Source organism: Peribacillus simplex, assembly GCF_001542915.1.
GTDB lineage: Bacteria > Bacillota > Bacilli > Bacillales > DSM-1321 > Peribacillus > Peribacillus simplex_B.
In genome coordinates this window covers 22,380-37,823 of sequence record NZ_LNNH01000029.1, presented here as the reverse complement: position 1 = coordinate 37,823, position 15,444 = coordinate 22,380, and the positions used below count along the sequence as shown (strand labels likewise).

Below are 15,444 nucleotides of genomic sequence, written 5' to 3'. Positions count from 1 at the left end.
CATGGGCATTTATAAATGAAGTCAATTAAGGCTAAAGAGGGGAGAGGGGAACGACATGGCAATCACGATAAAAGATGTGGCACAGTTAGCGAAAGTTGCACCTTCAACGGTATCCAGGGTGATCGCGAATAATCCTCGGATAAGTGAAAAAACGAAAGTGCGTGTGCGAAAGGCAATGAAAAAACTAGGCTATCACCCAAACTTCATTGCACGCAGCCTTGCTAATCAGACAACGAGGATCATTGGCTTGGTACTGCCAAGCTCATCAATAGAATTTTATCAAAATCCTTTTTTTCCGACGATATTGCAAGGCCTTAGTGAGGGAGCTCAGGAAAACCACTATTCACTTTTGCTTAGTACGGGGAAAACAGAAGACGAAATCTACAATGGAGTCGTAAATATGGTGCAGGGCGGGATGGTTGATGGAATCATCTTGATGTATTCAAGGTTGAATGATCATATTCTGACCTATTTGAGAGAAAGGGGATTTCCCTTCGTCATCATCGGGAAACCTTACGATTTCATCGAGGAGCTAACGTATGTAGATAATGATAATGTCCTCGCTGCAGAACAGGCAACAGATTACCTCATTCAGCTCGGACATGAAAGAATCGGCTTCATTGGAGGAGATGCAACCCTTGTGATGACACTCGATCGTTTGTCAGGGTTTGAACGAGCGCTGAAAAGGGCTGGCATCGTTCCGAGGAATGAATATACCTTACATGAAGACTTCTTGCATGAAGGTGGACAGGCAGCGGCGAAAAGGCTGCTTTCCGTTGACGAGCCTCCAACAGCCTTGGTGGTCAGTGATGACCTTATGGCACTAGGCGTCGTGCAGTCACTTCGGGAGATGGGGATTCGCACGCCGGAAGAAATGTCCATCGTCAGTTTCAATAATGTGCTTTTCTCGGAATTATCTTTACCTGCCCTGACCTCAGTGGATATTAATATTTTCGATTTAGGCTATCAGGCGGCCAAGGGCATCATTCAGATGCTGCAAACTGGAGATGCTCCTGCTGGTGCCATCATTCCACATCATTTCGTGGAAAGGCACTCTTGCAGATCACTCAAGCAGGGTGCGATGGTGGCCATGAACTATTAAACGAAAGGGAGGGCATTGCTCATAAGCAATGCCCTTTTGCTAGAATTGGACACTGAAGCCCTTGAACGTATGGATGCCTGTACCATGTCTGGCCAAATCATTGTCTTTGAGGTATTTGGCGGCTGCCAACACTTCCTCCAGAATGGACGATTCCAGTCCCAGCTGGTTATGACTGCCGTATATTTTCGAAACTTTGCGGATTTTGGCGATTCTTTCAAATAAATTCACAAGGTCTATAGGATTTGTGGATGGATAAAATGCGTAAATGGGAGTATTCGAATAAAGCAAATCACCTGTAAACAAATACTCTCTATCATGATCCAATATGGAGATGTGGCCCGGTGAATGTCCAGGGGTGTGATAGATGCTTAAACTCCGATTCCCGAGGTCGACCGTATCCCCATCTGCAAGGAGTCCGTCAGGGTTCCTACATATGGTCTATATGTTGCAGGGTCGAATGATTCAGGCAAAGGTTTTGTTATATCCCTGGCCATGTCTTTCCTTATTTGGTTCAAAGACAAGCCCTTGATGCCATTAATGAGCCAATCGGCATCCGCCCCATGAACATAACTCATATCGAATTCCCCATGTCCCCCGATATGATCCACATGCACGTGTGTGGTCAAGACGATGATCGGGAGGTCCGTTAGTTGGTTCGTGATCCGCTTGATCGAATCGATGCCAAGCCCGGTATCAATCAACGCAGCCCTGGTCTTGCCAATTAGTAAAAAAGAATGCACTTTCTCCCAATGACCATATTCACTTATCGCAAACGTCATTGCGTCCAATTCCTGAACGGTGAACCAAGGGTGGGCAATCTTGTTCAAATCATATCATTCCTTTCCATCTTACTACGGTCTTATACGGTGCGGACCGGCAATATCCTGCATGAAAAAGGAAAAACAGCGGATTTCAAAAGAAACCCACTGCAGCTGTAGTTCATGATTTTACCCGTTTACAACATTTCCGCCGTTTACATGAATGACTTGTCCGCTGACATAGGAAGAATCATCACTGGCCAAATAGACATAGGCTGGTGCTAATTCCTCTGGCTGTCCAGCGCGGCCCATTGGTGTATCCTGGCCGAATTTGGCAACATCCTCTTCACCGAATGAAGCAGGGATCAGGGGCGTCCAGATTGGACCCGGTGCAACACCGTTCACTCTGATGCCATCTTTTAAAATGGAGTTGGAAAGAGCCCTCGTAAAGGCTAAAATGGCACCTTTTGTAGAAGAGTAATCGATTAATTTCGGATTGCCCTGATAGGCGGTGATAGAGGTTGTATTAATGATGCTGCTGCCTTTTTTTAGATGCTTTAAAGCAGCCTTTGTTAAGTGGAACATCGAAAAGATATTGGTGCGGAACGTTTTTTCCAATTGTTCAGCGGAAATATCAAGGATACTTGTTTGTACATGCTGCTCACCGGCATTGTTCACCAGAATATCCAAACCGCCGAATTCATCCACCGTTTTTTTGACGACATCCTGGCAGAAGGCTTCATTACCAATATCTCCGGAAATGAGTAAGCATTTTTGCCCTTCTTTTTCAATCAATTCTTTTGTCTGCTTGGCATCCTCATGTTCATCCAAGTACGCGACTGTGACATTTGCTCCTTCTTTTGCATAATAGATGGCCACTGATTTGCCGATACCGCTGTCTCCTCCCGTGATGATAGCGGTTTTCCCTTTCAATTTTCCGCTGCCTTTATAAGAGGATTTAACCGATTCTGGGTTCGGTTCCATTTTTGTTTCCAAGCCAGGTTGGTGTTGCTGATGCTGAGGGGGAAATCCTTGTTTGCTTTCGTTTTGATTAGTCAAAGTTAAAACGCCTCCTGATTAATGATCTACACCATTTCTATTCCTTGTTCTTGGAAAAAGAAAACATGGCAAAACATTCCATAATAAATTGCCGTAAATTTTTCTTGAAAGTTCAAGAATGCAACATCCTTAGTCTTACCATGTTCAATGAAGCAAATTCATTCAAAGTGAGAAGGTAAAGCCCTGTATGAGAGGCCAAAAAAAGACCCACCCCGACGGGTAAGGTCTATCTTAATTAGCGATAATTCAGGAATTGGACGTCAATCGAGAGATCGGCGCCCCTGATGGCTGAAATGATTCCTTGCAAATCATCCCTGTTTTTCCCGGTAACGCGAATTTGGTCATCTTGTATTTGGCTTTTCACCTTAAGACCGCTATTTTTGATGATCGTGTTGATTTTTTTGGCTTGTTCCTTATCAATGCCTTGAATTAGCTTGGCCCGTTGGCGAACAGTTCCGCCAGACGCACCTTCCAATTTGCCATAGTCCAAATTCTTGATCGGTACGTCCCGTTTCACGAGTTTACTGATAAGGACATCCTTTAATTGTTCAAGCTTATATTCATCGTCAGACACTAAAACGAGGTCTTCCTTTTCAAGGGTTATGCTGCTTACACTCCCTTTAAAATCATAGCGTGTCTGAATTTCCTTCATAGCCATGGTCACTGCATTCGTCACTTCCGAAAAGTCTACTTTGGATACTATATCAAATGAATTTTCCTTTGCCATCACTTACCTCCAGCAGGGTTTATTTCCTTCATTATAGAGAAAGTGTGCAAGGAAGACAACCAAATTGACCGTAAATGGCTGCATGACTAAAAAAGCGAGGGGGCAAGCCCCTACGCTTCATTTATGATCCGTTTTCTTCGAATAGGAGTGTTTACCTGCAGTGAGGTTTTCCTGATAAGCGATATTTTTTTCGGCATTGATCGCTTGATTGTCTTTCGGTCTTTTATTGTTATCAGTGGTTTTGGACATACTGAAAACTCCCTTCCATAATCATGATCAATATTATGATTCACAATGATGGGAGGAAGTATGTATGTTTATGATTTCTCAGGGGTATCGTTTAAGAAGAAAAGGGCAATTGTGCCAGGGCCTGCATGAGCGCCAATGACGGAGCCGATCGTGTGGATCATGAAATCGCTCGTCCCGAATTCATTTTGGATGGCTTCTTTCCACTCCAATGCCGTTTCTTCATCATCGCCATGACTGATGGCAATCGTTTGGGTTGTTAAGTTTTTGCCTCTTTCATGCATTAATTCAATGACACGTTTAATCAATTTCTTTTTGCCGCGAATCTTTTCCAGTGGGACCAGTTTCCCATCTTCAACGTGTAATAACGGTTTAATGTTTAATAATCCGCCAACAAGGGCAGAAGTTTTGGAGATGCGGCCTCCGCGTGCCAAATATTCAAGATTATCCACCGTGAACAGATGCTCCATATGGCGGGTGCGAAATTCGATATCAGCCAGGATTTCTTCTTTCGATGCACCGTTTGCCGCTAATTCGGCGGCTTGCTTGACGATTAAGCCGACACCCATCGAAGCGCATTTTGTGTTGACGATTTCAATATCAAGAGCAGGATATTCTTCCTTCACCTGATTAAGGATCATCACAGCCGTTTGGTAGGTTCCGGATAGCTCAGAGGAAAAGGCAATATAAATCCCCTGTTTTTCCTCCTTGGCAAATTGCCTGAAAAGTTCTATTAAGTATTCCGGGGAAGCTTGGGATGTTTTCGGCGCTTTTCCGTCAATCATCGCCTGATAGACTTCTTTAGAATTAATGGTAAGCAAATCTTCATAGTTTTTCCCATCAAGGTGGACTTGTAAAGGGATCAATGAGACATTGTTTTCCTTATAGAAAGACAATGGCAAATCACATGCACTATCTGCAAGAATTGTGATAGCCATAATACACCTGCTTTCTTTTTACAGTTTTTAGAAAATGAGAGTTCACTCCACTTTTTAGTGTAGCACGTAAACGCAAAATTTCAATCCATACGTAAATAGAATAAATATTTATGGGTAAAAAGATAATAGGATAAGGGTGAAATGGAGGTTTTATGATGTATAGTGGCGAAATGAAGAAAATCATCATAGTTGTGGTCGGGGCATTCTTGAATGCCATCGCGATGAACTTTTTTCTAATACCGGCAAATGTTTATGCAAGCGGCTTTACGGGAGTGGCTCAGCTTCTATCGCGAATGATTGGGTCCTTTGCTCCTTTTAATGTTTCTACAGGGATTTTATTGCTGTTATTGAATATTCCCGTAACCATCATCGCATGGCGGAAAGTTGGAAAGTCCTTTACCTTTTATAGTTTTCTTAGCGTTGCTTTGATGACACTCTTTATGGAAGTGATCCCCATTACAAGATGGTCTCCTGACATATTATTGAATGCCGTGTTTGGCGGTGTCATAGCTGCTGTGGGCGTCGGAATCACCTTGAAGTATGGTGCATCGACAGGTGGTATGGATATTATTGCCATGCTGCTGTCGCGGAAAAAGGATAAACCTGTTGGCACTTATTTATTCCTGCTCAATGGTGTGATCATCGTAACGGCCGGAGCGGTATACGGACCGGAAAAAGCTTTGTATACATTGGTCACCTTATACACATCTACTCGTGTTGTGGACGCGATACATACACGCCATGAAAAGCTTACGGCCATGATCATTACAAAGAAAAGCGAAGAACTTAAACAAGCCATCCATGCCAAGCTTGTCCGTGGAATCACGAGGGTTCCGGCTAAAGGTGCATTCACTAATGAAAATAAGGAAATGTTATTGATTGTCATTACCAGATATGAACTTTATGACCTGGAACGTATCATTAAAGAAGTGGATCCTCAAGCCTTCACGAACATTATCGAAACTTCAGGAATCGTTGGCACATTCAGGAGGGAATGATATTAACGGCAAATTAAAACCATTACACTTCGTTTACAGATGGGAGTTTTGTTGGCATTTCCTGTTTACTGCTTGTTCAAAGCGGTTACTTCATATAGTGTAGCGCCAATTCAAAAATCTACCGAAGGAGTGATGAAAAATGGCTAACGATGAAAAAATGAGCAGGCAGGAAGCAGGACGTAAAGGCGGGGAAGCCACTTCAAAAAATCACGACAAGGAATTTTTCAGGGAAATTGGACAAAAGGGCGGCAAAGCAACATCCAATAACCATAATAAGGACTTTTATCAGGAAATTGGGCAGAAGGGCGGAGAGGCCACTTCCGATTCTCATGGCAAGTCATTTTATAAGGAGATTGGGGAAAAGGGCGGAAAAGCCCGAAAGGATAATAATTGAACAAAAGCCTCCAGGATATCCTGGAGGCTTTCGCTTATTTCGTGTGGTTTTCCAACTCTTCCTGGAATTCCCGCAATTGTTCTTTCTCAGCCTCGGTCGAGTTGGCAAAGGCGGATGAAAGAGCGTTTTTAGCGATATCCTCGGTGTTGTGCTGGTCACCGTCATGGTCATGCTCAGAGTGAAGGGCTTCTTCAACAAATTCTCTAGCTTTCTGGAATAATTTGTTTCCCATTAGAAGCCACCATAGCTTTGTTCAGACATGATTCTCAACCTGTCTTTTTCAGCCTGTTCAAACGTGGTGTGATAAGGGATCCTTTCGGCATGCTTGGCAACACTTTCTTTGCCCTGCTGTACAAATCGTTTAGATTTACTACCCATGCTTATCTCCTCCGATTCTGAGCGTTGTGAACAACAGAAGCAAATCTGTTGTCGATATTAGTTTGGCTTCGATAGGAGATTTTATGAAGGTAAAAAATGCCGCATCAGAACTTTATATTGAATTTTTCTTCAAGGAAGACAGCTATTCCATCCTCTTCATTCGTCAAAGTCGTCATATTTGCCACCGTCTTAACAGGCGAGATGGCATTTCCCATAGCAACGCCGGTTCCTGCATAATCAAGCATTTCCAAGTCGTTGTCCTCATCCCCGAATGCAATGATCCGGTCTTGGGGGATTCCTAGATAGTTGGAAACGCGTTTTAGGCCGACCGCCTTGCTTAACCCGCTTTTAATGATTTCGATGATATGGAAAGGCTCCGCCCAGCGGCGATGATCGACCAATTCTGCATGCACATCGGATAAATGCTGGCGAATCGATCCTACATATTCACTGTCTGTATGGATGAGCATCGATGTGGGGGAATCCTGAAGGAAATTGCGCAAGTCACCCGTCGTCATGGTTGGATCGCCTAGATTGAACATGTCCATCAATTTCTGGTCATGATGATGGACGTAGACATCATCACGGACTTCAGCGATGATGTTATGGTATTTAAATTGATCACAAGCCTCCACGATATCTTTCGCAACGCTTATATCAAGCGGAGAGTGATATACCCCCCAACTTGTCTGTAATGGATGATGGACGAAAGCTCCATTGAAATTGACGATTGGTGTAGTCAAGCCCAATTCGCGGTAATACAGTTCGCTTGAACGAAACGGACGACCGGTGGCAATCATGATTTCGTGTCCATCCTCTTTTAATTTAAGCAATGTTTGTTTAGTCTTTGCAGAAATGGTTTTTTTATCGGTAAGTAAAGTTCCATCAAGATCCAATACGATTAAATGTTTCTCAGCCATGTACACACCTTCTGTTCTTTTTGATTTCATTATATGCAAATATTGTTAAGCCTATTTTAAAGTAAATGTAAATCTTTTTCATTCTTTATGCATTCCTGTATGATATTACTATATCCAGGATTATAATACTTAGAGCGAGTATGGAGACAACGGGAATCATTTTAGGGTGAAAATATTCGGAGGGGTTAACTTGATAATAATCGAAAAAGAACAAATAGGACAAATTCCTGCCTTACACTTGAGTGAGCAGACCACATTCCATCAGGAATTGCCGCTCATCATTTTTATACATGGCTTTCAAAGTGCGAAAGAACATAATCTTCACTATGCCTATTTATTGGCTGAAAAGGGTTTCCGGGTGCTTCTTCCCGATGTGAATCATCATGGGGAAAGGGATTCTGGTTTAAGCGATTCCGAAATGATGCCCCTTTTCTGGGAAATGGTTTTACAAACGATAAAAGAATTATCTGAGATGAAGGATGAATTATTAAGGAGAAAATTAATTGACCCTGACAGGATTGGCGTAGCGGGTACATCAATGGGGGGGATCGTGACGAACGGGGCACTTGCCGCTTATGAATGGATAACGGCCGGAGTCAGTCTGATGGGGAATCCATCATATGTCGCGTATGCAGAGCTCCAAATCGAAGAAATTAAGAAAAGAAAATTGCCCTTCCCTGTAACGGATGAGGAAGCCGGCAAAGTGATGGAATATCTTAAACCGTACGACTTGAGTCTCAATCCAGACAGGCTTGCCAGCCGCCCGCTTCTTTTTTGGCATGGAGCTAAAGATCCGGTCGTCCCTTATCAGCATGCGTATCGCTTTTTTGAAGGAGTCAAAGCGGGGTATGATGGGGCAGAAGGGAAAATCGAGTTCATCCTCGACCCAAAGGCTGGCCATAAGGTCAGCAGAGAAGGAGTGCTTATGACAGCAGGCTGGTTCGAGAAACATTTGCTGCCAACTGTGCAAAAAGCTTAAGTACTCACGCAAAATCTGTTATGATTCTAATACAGACGCAGTGTAAAGTCTAAATCGGGACAGTTTGCGATGAAACCGATAAATTTTAGAAACGAAGAGATTTTTCATAGAAGGAGTGATTGGTGTGGATCAAGATACAAAAGACGTTATTCTTGGAGCTTTGGAGCAGGTCATTGACCCTGAGCTTGGTATAGATATCGTGAATTTAGGTTTGGTATATGATGTGGACATGGATGAAGCAGGTCTGACTACAGTTACGATGACGTTGACCGCAATGGGCTGTCCGCTAGCTGGGACGATAGTCGATCAAGTGAAGTTGGTTCTTGAAGATATCCCGGAGGTTAAGGAAACAGATGTGAAGATTGTCTGGAGTCCGCCATGGACCAGAGACAAAATGTCCAGATATGCCAAAATCGCATTGGGTATCAAATAATCGACAAGGAATAAAAATGGGAAACCAGTCGCATAGTGAATCCTTTATAAGGGTGAAACTTTTTGTGGGCTGGTTTTTTCTGATACGCTGGGTTAGGGGTGGTTAATTGAATAAACCTATAAAAGATTCATTGGGCAGACCATTGAGGGATTTAAGGATATCCGTCATCGATCGGTGTAACTTCCGCTGCCAATATTGCATGCCAGCAGAAATTTTTGATGATTCGTTTCAATTCCTCCCAAAAAGTGAACTGCTATCTTATGAGGAAATCGTGAGGGTTTCGCAGATATTTGCTGACTTAGGAGTTAAAAAGCTCAGATTGACGGGCGGGGAACCATTGTTGCGGAAGGATCTTCCTATACTGATAGCTGCGCTCGTTAACATTGAAGGGATAGAAGATATTGGATTGACCACGAATGGCGTATATTTGAAAAAACATGCCGAGAAGTTGATGATGGCTGGTTTACAGAGAGTGAATGTCAGCTTGGACAGCCTCGATGATGAACTGTTTAAGCAGATGAATGGCAGGGGGATCGGAATCGAGCCGGTTATTTGTGGCATAAGAGCTGCCAAAGAAGCCGGTCTTGGCGTTAAAGTGAATATGGTGGTGAAAAAAGGAACCAATGAATCTCAGATCCTTCCCATGACCCGTTTTTGTAAAGAAGAGGGCATCACCTTACGGTTTATCGAATTCATGGATGTTGGTCATACAAATGGCTGGCAATTGAAGAATGTGATAACGAAAATGGAATTGCTTGAAATGCTTCAAACTGAATTCGACCTGGAGCCTGTGGAAGAAGAGTATTATGGAGAAGTCGCAAAACGCTTCCGTCATAAAGGAACGAATACGGAAGTGGGCTTCATAACATCCGTATCCGAGTCTTTTTGTTCCAGTTGTACACGTGCCCGCTTATCTGCCAATGGAAGTTTATACACGTGCCTGTTCAATGGAAAGGGCCACGATTTGAAGTCCGTGCTCCGTTCTGACATGACGGATGAGGATTTGACCGAGCTCATCCTTTCATTGTGGAATGATAGGGATGACCGCTATTCAGATGAACGGGCAGCGGGAACCTTGAAAGGACAGGAAAAAATCGAGATGTCCTTCATCGGAGGTTAACCGATTGCCATCCCGAATTTAATCTGTATATGTGAAACACCGAGGATGAGTGCCAATAGCATTCATCTTTTTTTATACAATTTTTATGCAACTTTTTTTGATGGGGAAAGATATTGTTAACGAACCCGCAGCAAGGAAAATAAGGCCATGGTCCCGGTGGGGATGTATGAGTATGGTCTTATGCATTGTCTGTTTTAGGGAGGCGGCTTCAATCGATCGTGCAGATTTCGATTGGACAGTTTTCACAATCGATCTCTTGTTTTAAATAATCAATGTCAAGAATCGTAATGATCCCCTTTTTGATGGAGACGACATCATTTTTCCTTAAATGAGAGAGCAATCGATTGACCACCTCACGTGATGACCCGCAAAAATTGGCGAGTTCTTGGTTTGTAAAGGGAAAATTGATGACTTTGCCATCTTCAACTTCCTTCCCATAGCTATTTGATAAACGGATGAGGGTAGAGTAAAATGCCCCTTTTTTTCCGTGCAGGAGCATATCGCGGAATTTCGCCTGATTTTTGCGGTTTTGAGCGGACAACCAAGTTATCATCTCGATTGCAAGGCTGCTATCGGAGGAAATTTTCTGTTCCAGCGATTCTTTTGATATAACCGCCACATTGCCATCTTCCAACATTTTTGCATTCATCATATATTTTGGATTAAGAGAAAAAAGGATGGTTTCTCCAACCAAGTCATTCTCCGAACAAATGCGCAAAGTTAAATCCCGTCCGTCTGGAACAACCTTGCTCAGCTCCACTTTGCCGCTCAATATGTAATATAAATCATTTGCGGGGGTGCTTTCCTGAAAAAGGAAGCATCCTTTTTCCATATGTTTAATGTGCCGTCTATTATCTAAAAGGGCATGCAACCGTTTTGATAACGATGATCCATTCATGTTAATAACCACCTTTCAAGTGAAGGGATATCCAATTACTACCTTTGATTTAAACGGAAAAACAACTAGCGGTCAACATATATGGATAAATGTAGAATTTAGCTGAAGAGGAATTGCCTCTTGGAATTAAAGACTGAAATTTTATAAAAATACATTTGATTTTATTTTTATTCAGTCATATAATAATAGAATCAAATAATGACAGGGACAAAAAAATACAGGAGTTGGTTAATGTGTTTGTATCAATTGTAGGCGCCACAGGTTATGGAGGGCTGGAATTAATCAGGATTTTGAATAATCATCCGCAATTCAAAATTAAATCATTACATACTTCATCCCAATTTGGTCGAAGTTTACATGAAGAAAATGCACATTTAATGCATATGAAAGACAAATTGGAAAAAATTGATCCGGAGGCGATCGCTAAACACTCGGATATTGTATTCCTTGCCACCCCTTCAGGTGTATCTTCGCGATTGATTTCCGAATTTTCAGACCTTGATATTAAGGTGATTGATTTATCCGGTGATCTTAGGCTTCAAACCCCGGGTGAATATGAATACTGGTATAAGAAACCGGCAGCGCCAAAGCCCATCATTGAAGAAGCCGTATACGGATTGTCTGAATGGAATGCAAAAGCGATAAAGAAATCGAATATTGTTGCCAATCCAGGGTGCTACCCTACGGCATCACTTCTAGGCCTTGCTCCTTTGTATACGGAAGGGTTGGCTGGCGCAGCTTCAGATGTGGTAATCGACGCGAAATCCGGAGTTTCCGGAGCGGGTAAATCCCCTTCAGCCGTAACACATTTTAGCGAAATGAATGAGAACTTCAAAATATATAAAGTGAATCAGCATCAACATATACCGGAAATCGAACAGCAGCTTGGGCGATGGTCGCCGGGGATGCAGCCTATACAACCCATTACCTTCAATACCCATCTCGTTCCGATGACTAGGGGCATAATGGCAACGATGTATATAAAGGTGGATCGTCAAACCTCATCGGAGGAATTGGTCGACTTATACAAAACAGTTTACGAGGATCATCCATTTGTCCGGGTACAGCCGCTCGCTCAATTTCCATCCACGAAACAGGTGTACGGATCGAATTTCTGTGATGTCGGTGTCGCCCATGATGAAAGAACTGGTAAAGTAACGGTGGTTTCGGTCATTGATAATTTAATGAAGGGTGCTGCAGGCCAGGCCATTCAAAATGCCAATCTATTAATGGGACTGGAAGAAACGGCAGGGCTTTGGAACAGTCCCCTTTATCCTTAAAATATGGAGGAGAAAAATGAATACATTACAGACAGTTGAAGAAATCAAACAGATTAAAGACGGAAACATCTTAATTGCACAAGGCTTCAAGGCATCAGGGGTCCATGCTGGATTGCGGTACTCAAAAAAAGACGTTGGCATCATTTTTACCGAGACACCAGCTTCAGCCGCTGCGGTTTATACCCAAAATTTAGTTCAAGCGGCTCCAATCGATGTAACCAAGGATAGCATTGCGGCTACAGGGAAACTTCACGGTATCGTGGTCAATAGTGCATGTGCGAATGCTTGTACTGGAAAACAAGGCATAAAGGATGCAAAGGAAATGAGAAAGCTGGCGGCGCAAAAATTCGGCTTGGAGGATCATGCATTCGCAGTCGCTTCTACCGGTGTCATCGGAGAATACATGGAAATGGAAAAAGTGAAAAAAGGCATAGACGTATTGCAGCCAAATCATACACCCGGGGCTGCTGAAGATTTTGGAACTGCCATTTTAACAACGGATATCGTAACCAAGAGCTGCGGCTATGAAACGGTCATCGACGGCAAAACCGTGAAAATGGGCGGAGCGGCGAAAGGGTCGGGAATGATTCATCCAAACATGGCCACCATGCTCGGTTTCATAACAACGGACGCTGTCATCGAATCTGCGGACTTACAGCTTGCCTTGTCCTCCATTACGAATGATACCTTCAATCAAATCACGGTCGATGGCGATTGTTCCACGAATGACATGGTATTGGTGCTGGCGAATGGAGAGGCGAATAATGAACCTTTGACACCCACACATCATCAATGGTCCATTTTCTTGGAATTACTGAAACAAACTTCCGAAAATCTGGCCAAACAAATCGCCAAAGACGGGGAAGGGGCCACGAAGCTGATAGAAGTGAATGTCCATGGGATGCATACAAAGCAAGATTGCCAGATGATGGCGAAGACGATCGTGGGTTCGAATCTAGTGAAAACGGCAGCGTTTGGCGCTGATGCGAACTGGGGACGAATCATAGCGGCGATGGGAAGAAGCGGAGTGGAATTCCAGCCTGATCAAGCAACGATCGTATTTGGTGATATTGTCGTACTTAAAGATGGTGAACCGGTCCTATTTTCTGAGGAAGAAGCAAAGGCCTACCTTGAAAATGAAAATATCATCATTCATGTCTTTTTGAAGGATGGGCAGGAAATAGGAACGGCATGGGGCTGTGATTTAACATATGACTACGTAAAAATAAACGGAAGCTATCGTTCTTAAGGGGTGTTGACAAGGATGAATATATTGGTCATCAAGTGCGGGGGCAGCATCATTAATGAGTTATCGGAGTCTTTTTTCCATAGTGTCAATCAGCTGCAGGATCGCGGCTATCATATTGTCTTTGTTCATGGCGGCGGTCCTGATATCAATTCGATGATGGAAAAATTCGAGATCGAGCCAATCTTTGAGGACGGGTTAAGAAAGACGACCGCGGAAGTATTGGGAATCGTCGAACTCATGCTGGCTGGCAAATCGAACCGAAGTCTCGTTCATAAACTGGAAACGCACGGAATTCGGGCAGTGGGCTTGAATGGATCGGATGGCGGGATTCTTACAGGCGGGTTTATCGATGAACAAAAACTGGGAGCTGTTGGAGAGATACAGCAAGTCAATCCGGAATTGCTGGGGATTTTATTGGAAAAGGGGTATTGTCCGGTATTGACACCAATCTCGATAACGGGTGAGGGCACCAAATTGAATGTGAATGCCGATATGGCTGCAGGCTCTGTAGCGAAGGCACTCTCTGCAGAAATGTGTTTATTTGTGACCGATGTAAAAGGGGTTTTAAAGGATGAGCAAATCATTGAGAGTTTGACTGAAACGGAAACATTGGGCTTGATCTTGGATGGGAGCATCCATGGCGGAATGATCCCAAAGGTCAATACAGCACTGTCGGTGCTCAATAAGGGGGTTGGGGAAGTGATGATCGTTAGCGGGAAAGATCATTTTTATGAAGCTGGACAGTTCATCGGCACGAAATTTCTTCAGGAAGAGGGGGTCATTCAATGAGTTATTTATTTCCTACATATGCAAGGTGGCACATTGAGCCGGATACAGCGATAGGAGTGAAGATTACAAGTACGACAGGTAAAGAGTATCTGGATTTCACGTCGGGAATCGGGGTTTTGAATCTTGGACATTGCCATGAGTCGGTAAAGTTGGCCGTCACGGAACAGCTAAATAAATATTGGCATGTATCGAATATGTTTCAGAGTTCGATTCAGGAGCGCACGGCAAAAATGCTGGCGGATGCCTCCGGTTTAAGTCAGGTGTTTTTTGCCAACAGTGGTGCGGAAGCGAATGAGGCTGCCATCAAACTGGCACGTAAAGCTACCGGGAAAAGTAAAATCGTCACATGCCAGCAGTCTTTCCACGGACGGACATTTGCAACGATGGCAGCAACGGGACAGGAAAAAATCAAGACTGGATTCGGGCCGATGCTTGAGTGCTTTGAATATGTCCCGTTTAATGACGATGATGCCATGATAGCGGCGATTGATGAGAAGACAGCCGCTGTCATGATTGAAATCGTTCAGGGAGAGGGCGGCATCCATGTCATAAACCAATCGTATTTGGACACGATCCAGACACACTGCAAAAAACATGGGGCTCTATTAATCATTGATGAAATACAGACTGGGATAGGACGGACGGGAAAACCATTTGCCTTTCAGCATTATAATGTCCAACCGGATATCATCACCTCGGCAAAGGGTCTGGGAAATGGCCTGCCGATCGGCGCGATGATTGGACGTGAAATGCTTTCGGAGCATTTCAATCCGGGAAGCCATGGCTCAACTTTTGGCGGCAACCCTGTTAGCATCTCGGCAGCGGAGGCTGTTTTAAAGGAAATTTTCAAAGAAGGGTTTTTAAAAGAAATCGTGAATAAAGCTGAATATCTTAGGAGTGCATTGGCAAAGGCATTGCAGGATTCTGTCAAAGTGAAGGAGATCCGCGGGCTTGGAATGATGATCGGGATTGAAAGTGAACAAGATGTTCAGGAATTCCTGGCTGAGCTTCAAGAAGAAGGCTTACTTGTATTGAGCGCAGGACCTAAGGTTCTTCGGCTGCTCCCTTCGCTTACAGTCACAGAAACAGAAATTGATATCGCGGTTAAGAAAATAGAAAAAGTACTGGCAATCAAGCAAACTGTCTGAATTGCTTGAATTTTTATAGAGTAAAATG

The 15,444-nt window shown here is 43.5% G+C and carries 17 protein-coding genes and 2 pseudogenes; 10 read left to right on the top strand and 9 right to left on the bottom strand.

The genetic code is table 11. The annotated features are described in order from the left end of the window. Nucleotides 1-55 precede the first annotated feature (55 nt). Complete coding sequence (locus AS888_RS15495; RefSeq protein ID WP_061143055.1) at nt 56-1,102, top strand: LacI family DNA-binding transcriptional regulator; 1,047 nt, start codon at nt 56-58, stop codon at nt 1,100-1,102. Nucleotides 1,103-1,141: 39 nt separating this feature from the next. Here AS888_RS15495 and AS888_RS15490 read toward each other — a convergent pair. The 5 genes and pseudogenes from AS888_RS15490 to AS888_RS15475 all read right to left on the bottom strand — a co-directional run bounded on the left by AS888_RS15490 (nt 1,142) and on the right by AS888_RS15475 (nt 4,830). Next, nucleotides 1,142-1,881 (bottom strand): annotated as a pseudogene (locus tag AS888_RS15490) (MBL fold metallo-hydrolase). Nucleotides 1,882-2,049: 168 nt separating this feature from the next. Continuing rightward, nucleotides 2,050-2,919 (bottom strand): SDR family oxidoreductase, encoded by an 870-nt coding sequence (locus AS888_RS15485; protein ID WP_061143054.1) that lies wholly within the window; start codon nt 2,917-2,919, stop codon nt 2,050-2,052. A 235-nt stretch (nt 2,920-3,154) separates the two neighbouring features. Continuing rightward, nucleotides 3,155-3,646, bottom strand: a complete 492-nt coding sequence (locus AS888_RS15480) for a YajQ family cyclic di-GMP-binding protein (protein WP_061143053.1) — start codon at nt 3,644-3,646, stop codon at nt 3,155-3,157. A 117-nt stretch (nt 3,647-3,763) separates the two neighbouring features. Next, entirely contained in the window at nt 3,764-3,895 is a 132-nt protein-coding gene (locus AS888_RS25155; RefSeq protein WP_081092478.1) for a DUF3941 domain-containing protein, read from the bottom strand. Between the two features lie 68 nt (nt 3,896-3,963). Then, a complete protein-coding gene (locus AS888_RS15475) occupies nt 3,964-4,830 on the bottom strand; it encodes a DegV family protein (RefSeq protein WP_061143052.1) in 867 nt (288 codons plus the stop codon). Nucleotides 4,831-4,985: 155 nt separating this feature from the next. Here AS888_RS15475 and AS888_RS15470 point away from each other — a divergent pair, with 155 nt between their 5' ends. Both AS888_RS15470 and AS888_RS15465 read left to right on the top strand, forming a co-directional pair. Next, on the top strand, nt 4,986-5,828 hold the full coding sequence (locus AS888_RS15470) for a YitT family protein (protein ID WP_061143051.1): 843 nt from the start codon (nt 4,986-4,988) through the stop codon (nt 5,826-5,828). 139 nt (nt 5,829-5,967) lie between these two features. Next, nucleotides 5,968-6,219: pseudogene (locus tag AS888_RS15465) on the top strand (KGG domain-containing protein); the annotation flags it as partial. A 37-nt stretch (nt 6,220-6,256) separates the two neighbouring features. On the opposite strand, the gene AS888_RS15460 reads toward AS888_RS15465, so the two are convergent. The 3 genes from AS888_RS15460 to AS888_RS15450 all read right to left on the bottom strand — a co-directional run bounded on the left by AS888_RS15460 (nt 6,257) and on the right by AS888_RS15450 (nt 7,520). Continuing rightward, on the bottom strand, nt 6,257-6,454 hold the full coding sequence (locus AS888_RS15460; protein ID WP_061143049.1) for a DUF3813 domain-containing protein: 198 nt from the start codon (nt 6,452-6,454) through the stop codon (nt 6,257-6,259). Next, on the bottom strand, nt 6,454-6,600 hold the full coding sequence (locus tag AS888_RS15455) for a hypothetical protein (protein WP_057912450.1): 147 nt from the start codon (nt 6,598-6,600) through the stop codon (nt 6,454-6,456). Before AS888_RS15455 ends, AS888_RS15460 begins: the two co-directional genes overlap by 1 nt. Before the next feature lie 104 nt (nt 6,601-6,704). Beyond that, nucleotides 6,705-7,520, bottom strand: a complete 816-nt coding sequence (locus AS888_RS15450; protein ID WP_061143048.1) for a Cof-type HAD-IIB family hydrolase — start codon at nt 7,518-7,520, stop codon at nt 6,705-6,707. Between the two features lie 190 nt (nt 7,521-7,710). Here AS888_RS15450 and AS888_RS15445 point away from each other — a divergent pair, with 190 nt between their 5' ends. The 3 genes from AS888_RS15445 (at nt 7,711) to moaA (ending at nt 10,052) form a co-directional block, all read left to right on the top strand. Further along, a complete protein-coding gene (locus tag AS888_RS15445; RefSeq protein ID WP_061143047.1) occupies nt 7,711-8,499 on the top strand; it encodes a prolyl oligopeptidase family serine peptidase in 789 nt (262 codons plus the stop codon). A 124-nt stretch (nt 8,500-8,623) separates the two neighbouring features. Beyond that, entirely contained in the window at nt 8,624-8,932 is a 309-nt protein-coding gene (locus AS888_RS15440; RefSeq protein ID WP_061143046.1) for a metal-sulfur cluster assembly factor, read from the top strand. A gap of 106 nt (nt 8,933-9,038) precedes the next feature. Then, a complete protein-coding gene (gene moaA, locus AS888_RS15435; protein ID WP_061143045.1) occupies nt 9,039-10,052 on the top strand; it encodes a GTP 3',8-cyclase MoaA in 1,014 nt (337 codons plus the stop codon). A 208-nt stretch (nt 10,053-10,260) separates the two neighbouring features. Here the strand turns inward: moaA and AS888_RS15430 are convergent, their stop codons facing one another. Then, on the bottom strand, nt 10,261-10,950 hold the full coding sequence (locus tag AS888_RS15430) for a Crp/Fnr family transcriptional regulator (protein ID WP_061143044.1): 690 nt from the start codon (nt 10,948-10,950) through the stop codon (nt 10,261-10,263). Between the two features lie 233 nt (nt 10,951-11,183). Between AS888_RS15430 and argC the strand changes: the two genes are divergently transcribed. Genes argC through AS888_RS15410 form a run of 4 tightly spaced genes read left to right on the top strand, consistent with a single transcriptional unit; the run spans nt 11,184 to nt 15,416 of the window. Next, nucleotides 11,184-12,230: an N-acetyl-gamma-glutamyl-phosphate reductase gene (argC, locus tag AS888_RS15425; protein WP_061143043.1), complete on the top strand. Its 1,047-nt coding sequence runs from the start codon at nt 11,184-11,186 to the stop codon at nt 12,228-12,230. Nucleotides 12,231-12,246: 16 nt separating this feature from the next. Next, on the top strand, nt 12,247-13,479 hold the full coding sequence (gene argJ / locus AS888_RS15420; RefSeq protein ID WP_061143042.1) for a bifunctional ornithine acetyltransferase/N-acetylglutamate synthase: 1,233 nt from the start codon (nt 12,247-12,249) through the stop codon (nt 13,477-13,479). 15 nt (nt 13,480-13,494) lie between these two features. Continuing rightward, a complete protein-coding gene (gene argB, locus AS888_RS15415) occupies nt 13,495-14,268 on the top strand; it encodes an acetylglutamate kinase (RefSeq protein ID WP_061143041.1) in 774 nt (257 codons plus the stop codon). Continuing rightward, on the top strand, nt 14,265-15,416 hold the full coding sequence (locus tag AS888_RS15410; protein WP_061143040.1) for an acetylornithine transaminase: 1,152 nt from the start codon (nt 14,265-14,267) through the stop codon (nt 15,414-15,416). Before argB ends, AS888_RS15410 begins: the two co-directional genes overlap by 4 nt. Nucleotides 15,417-15,444 lie beyond the last annotated feature (28 nt).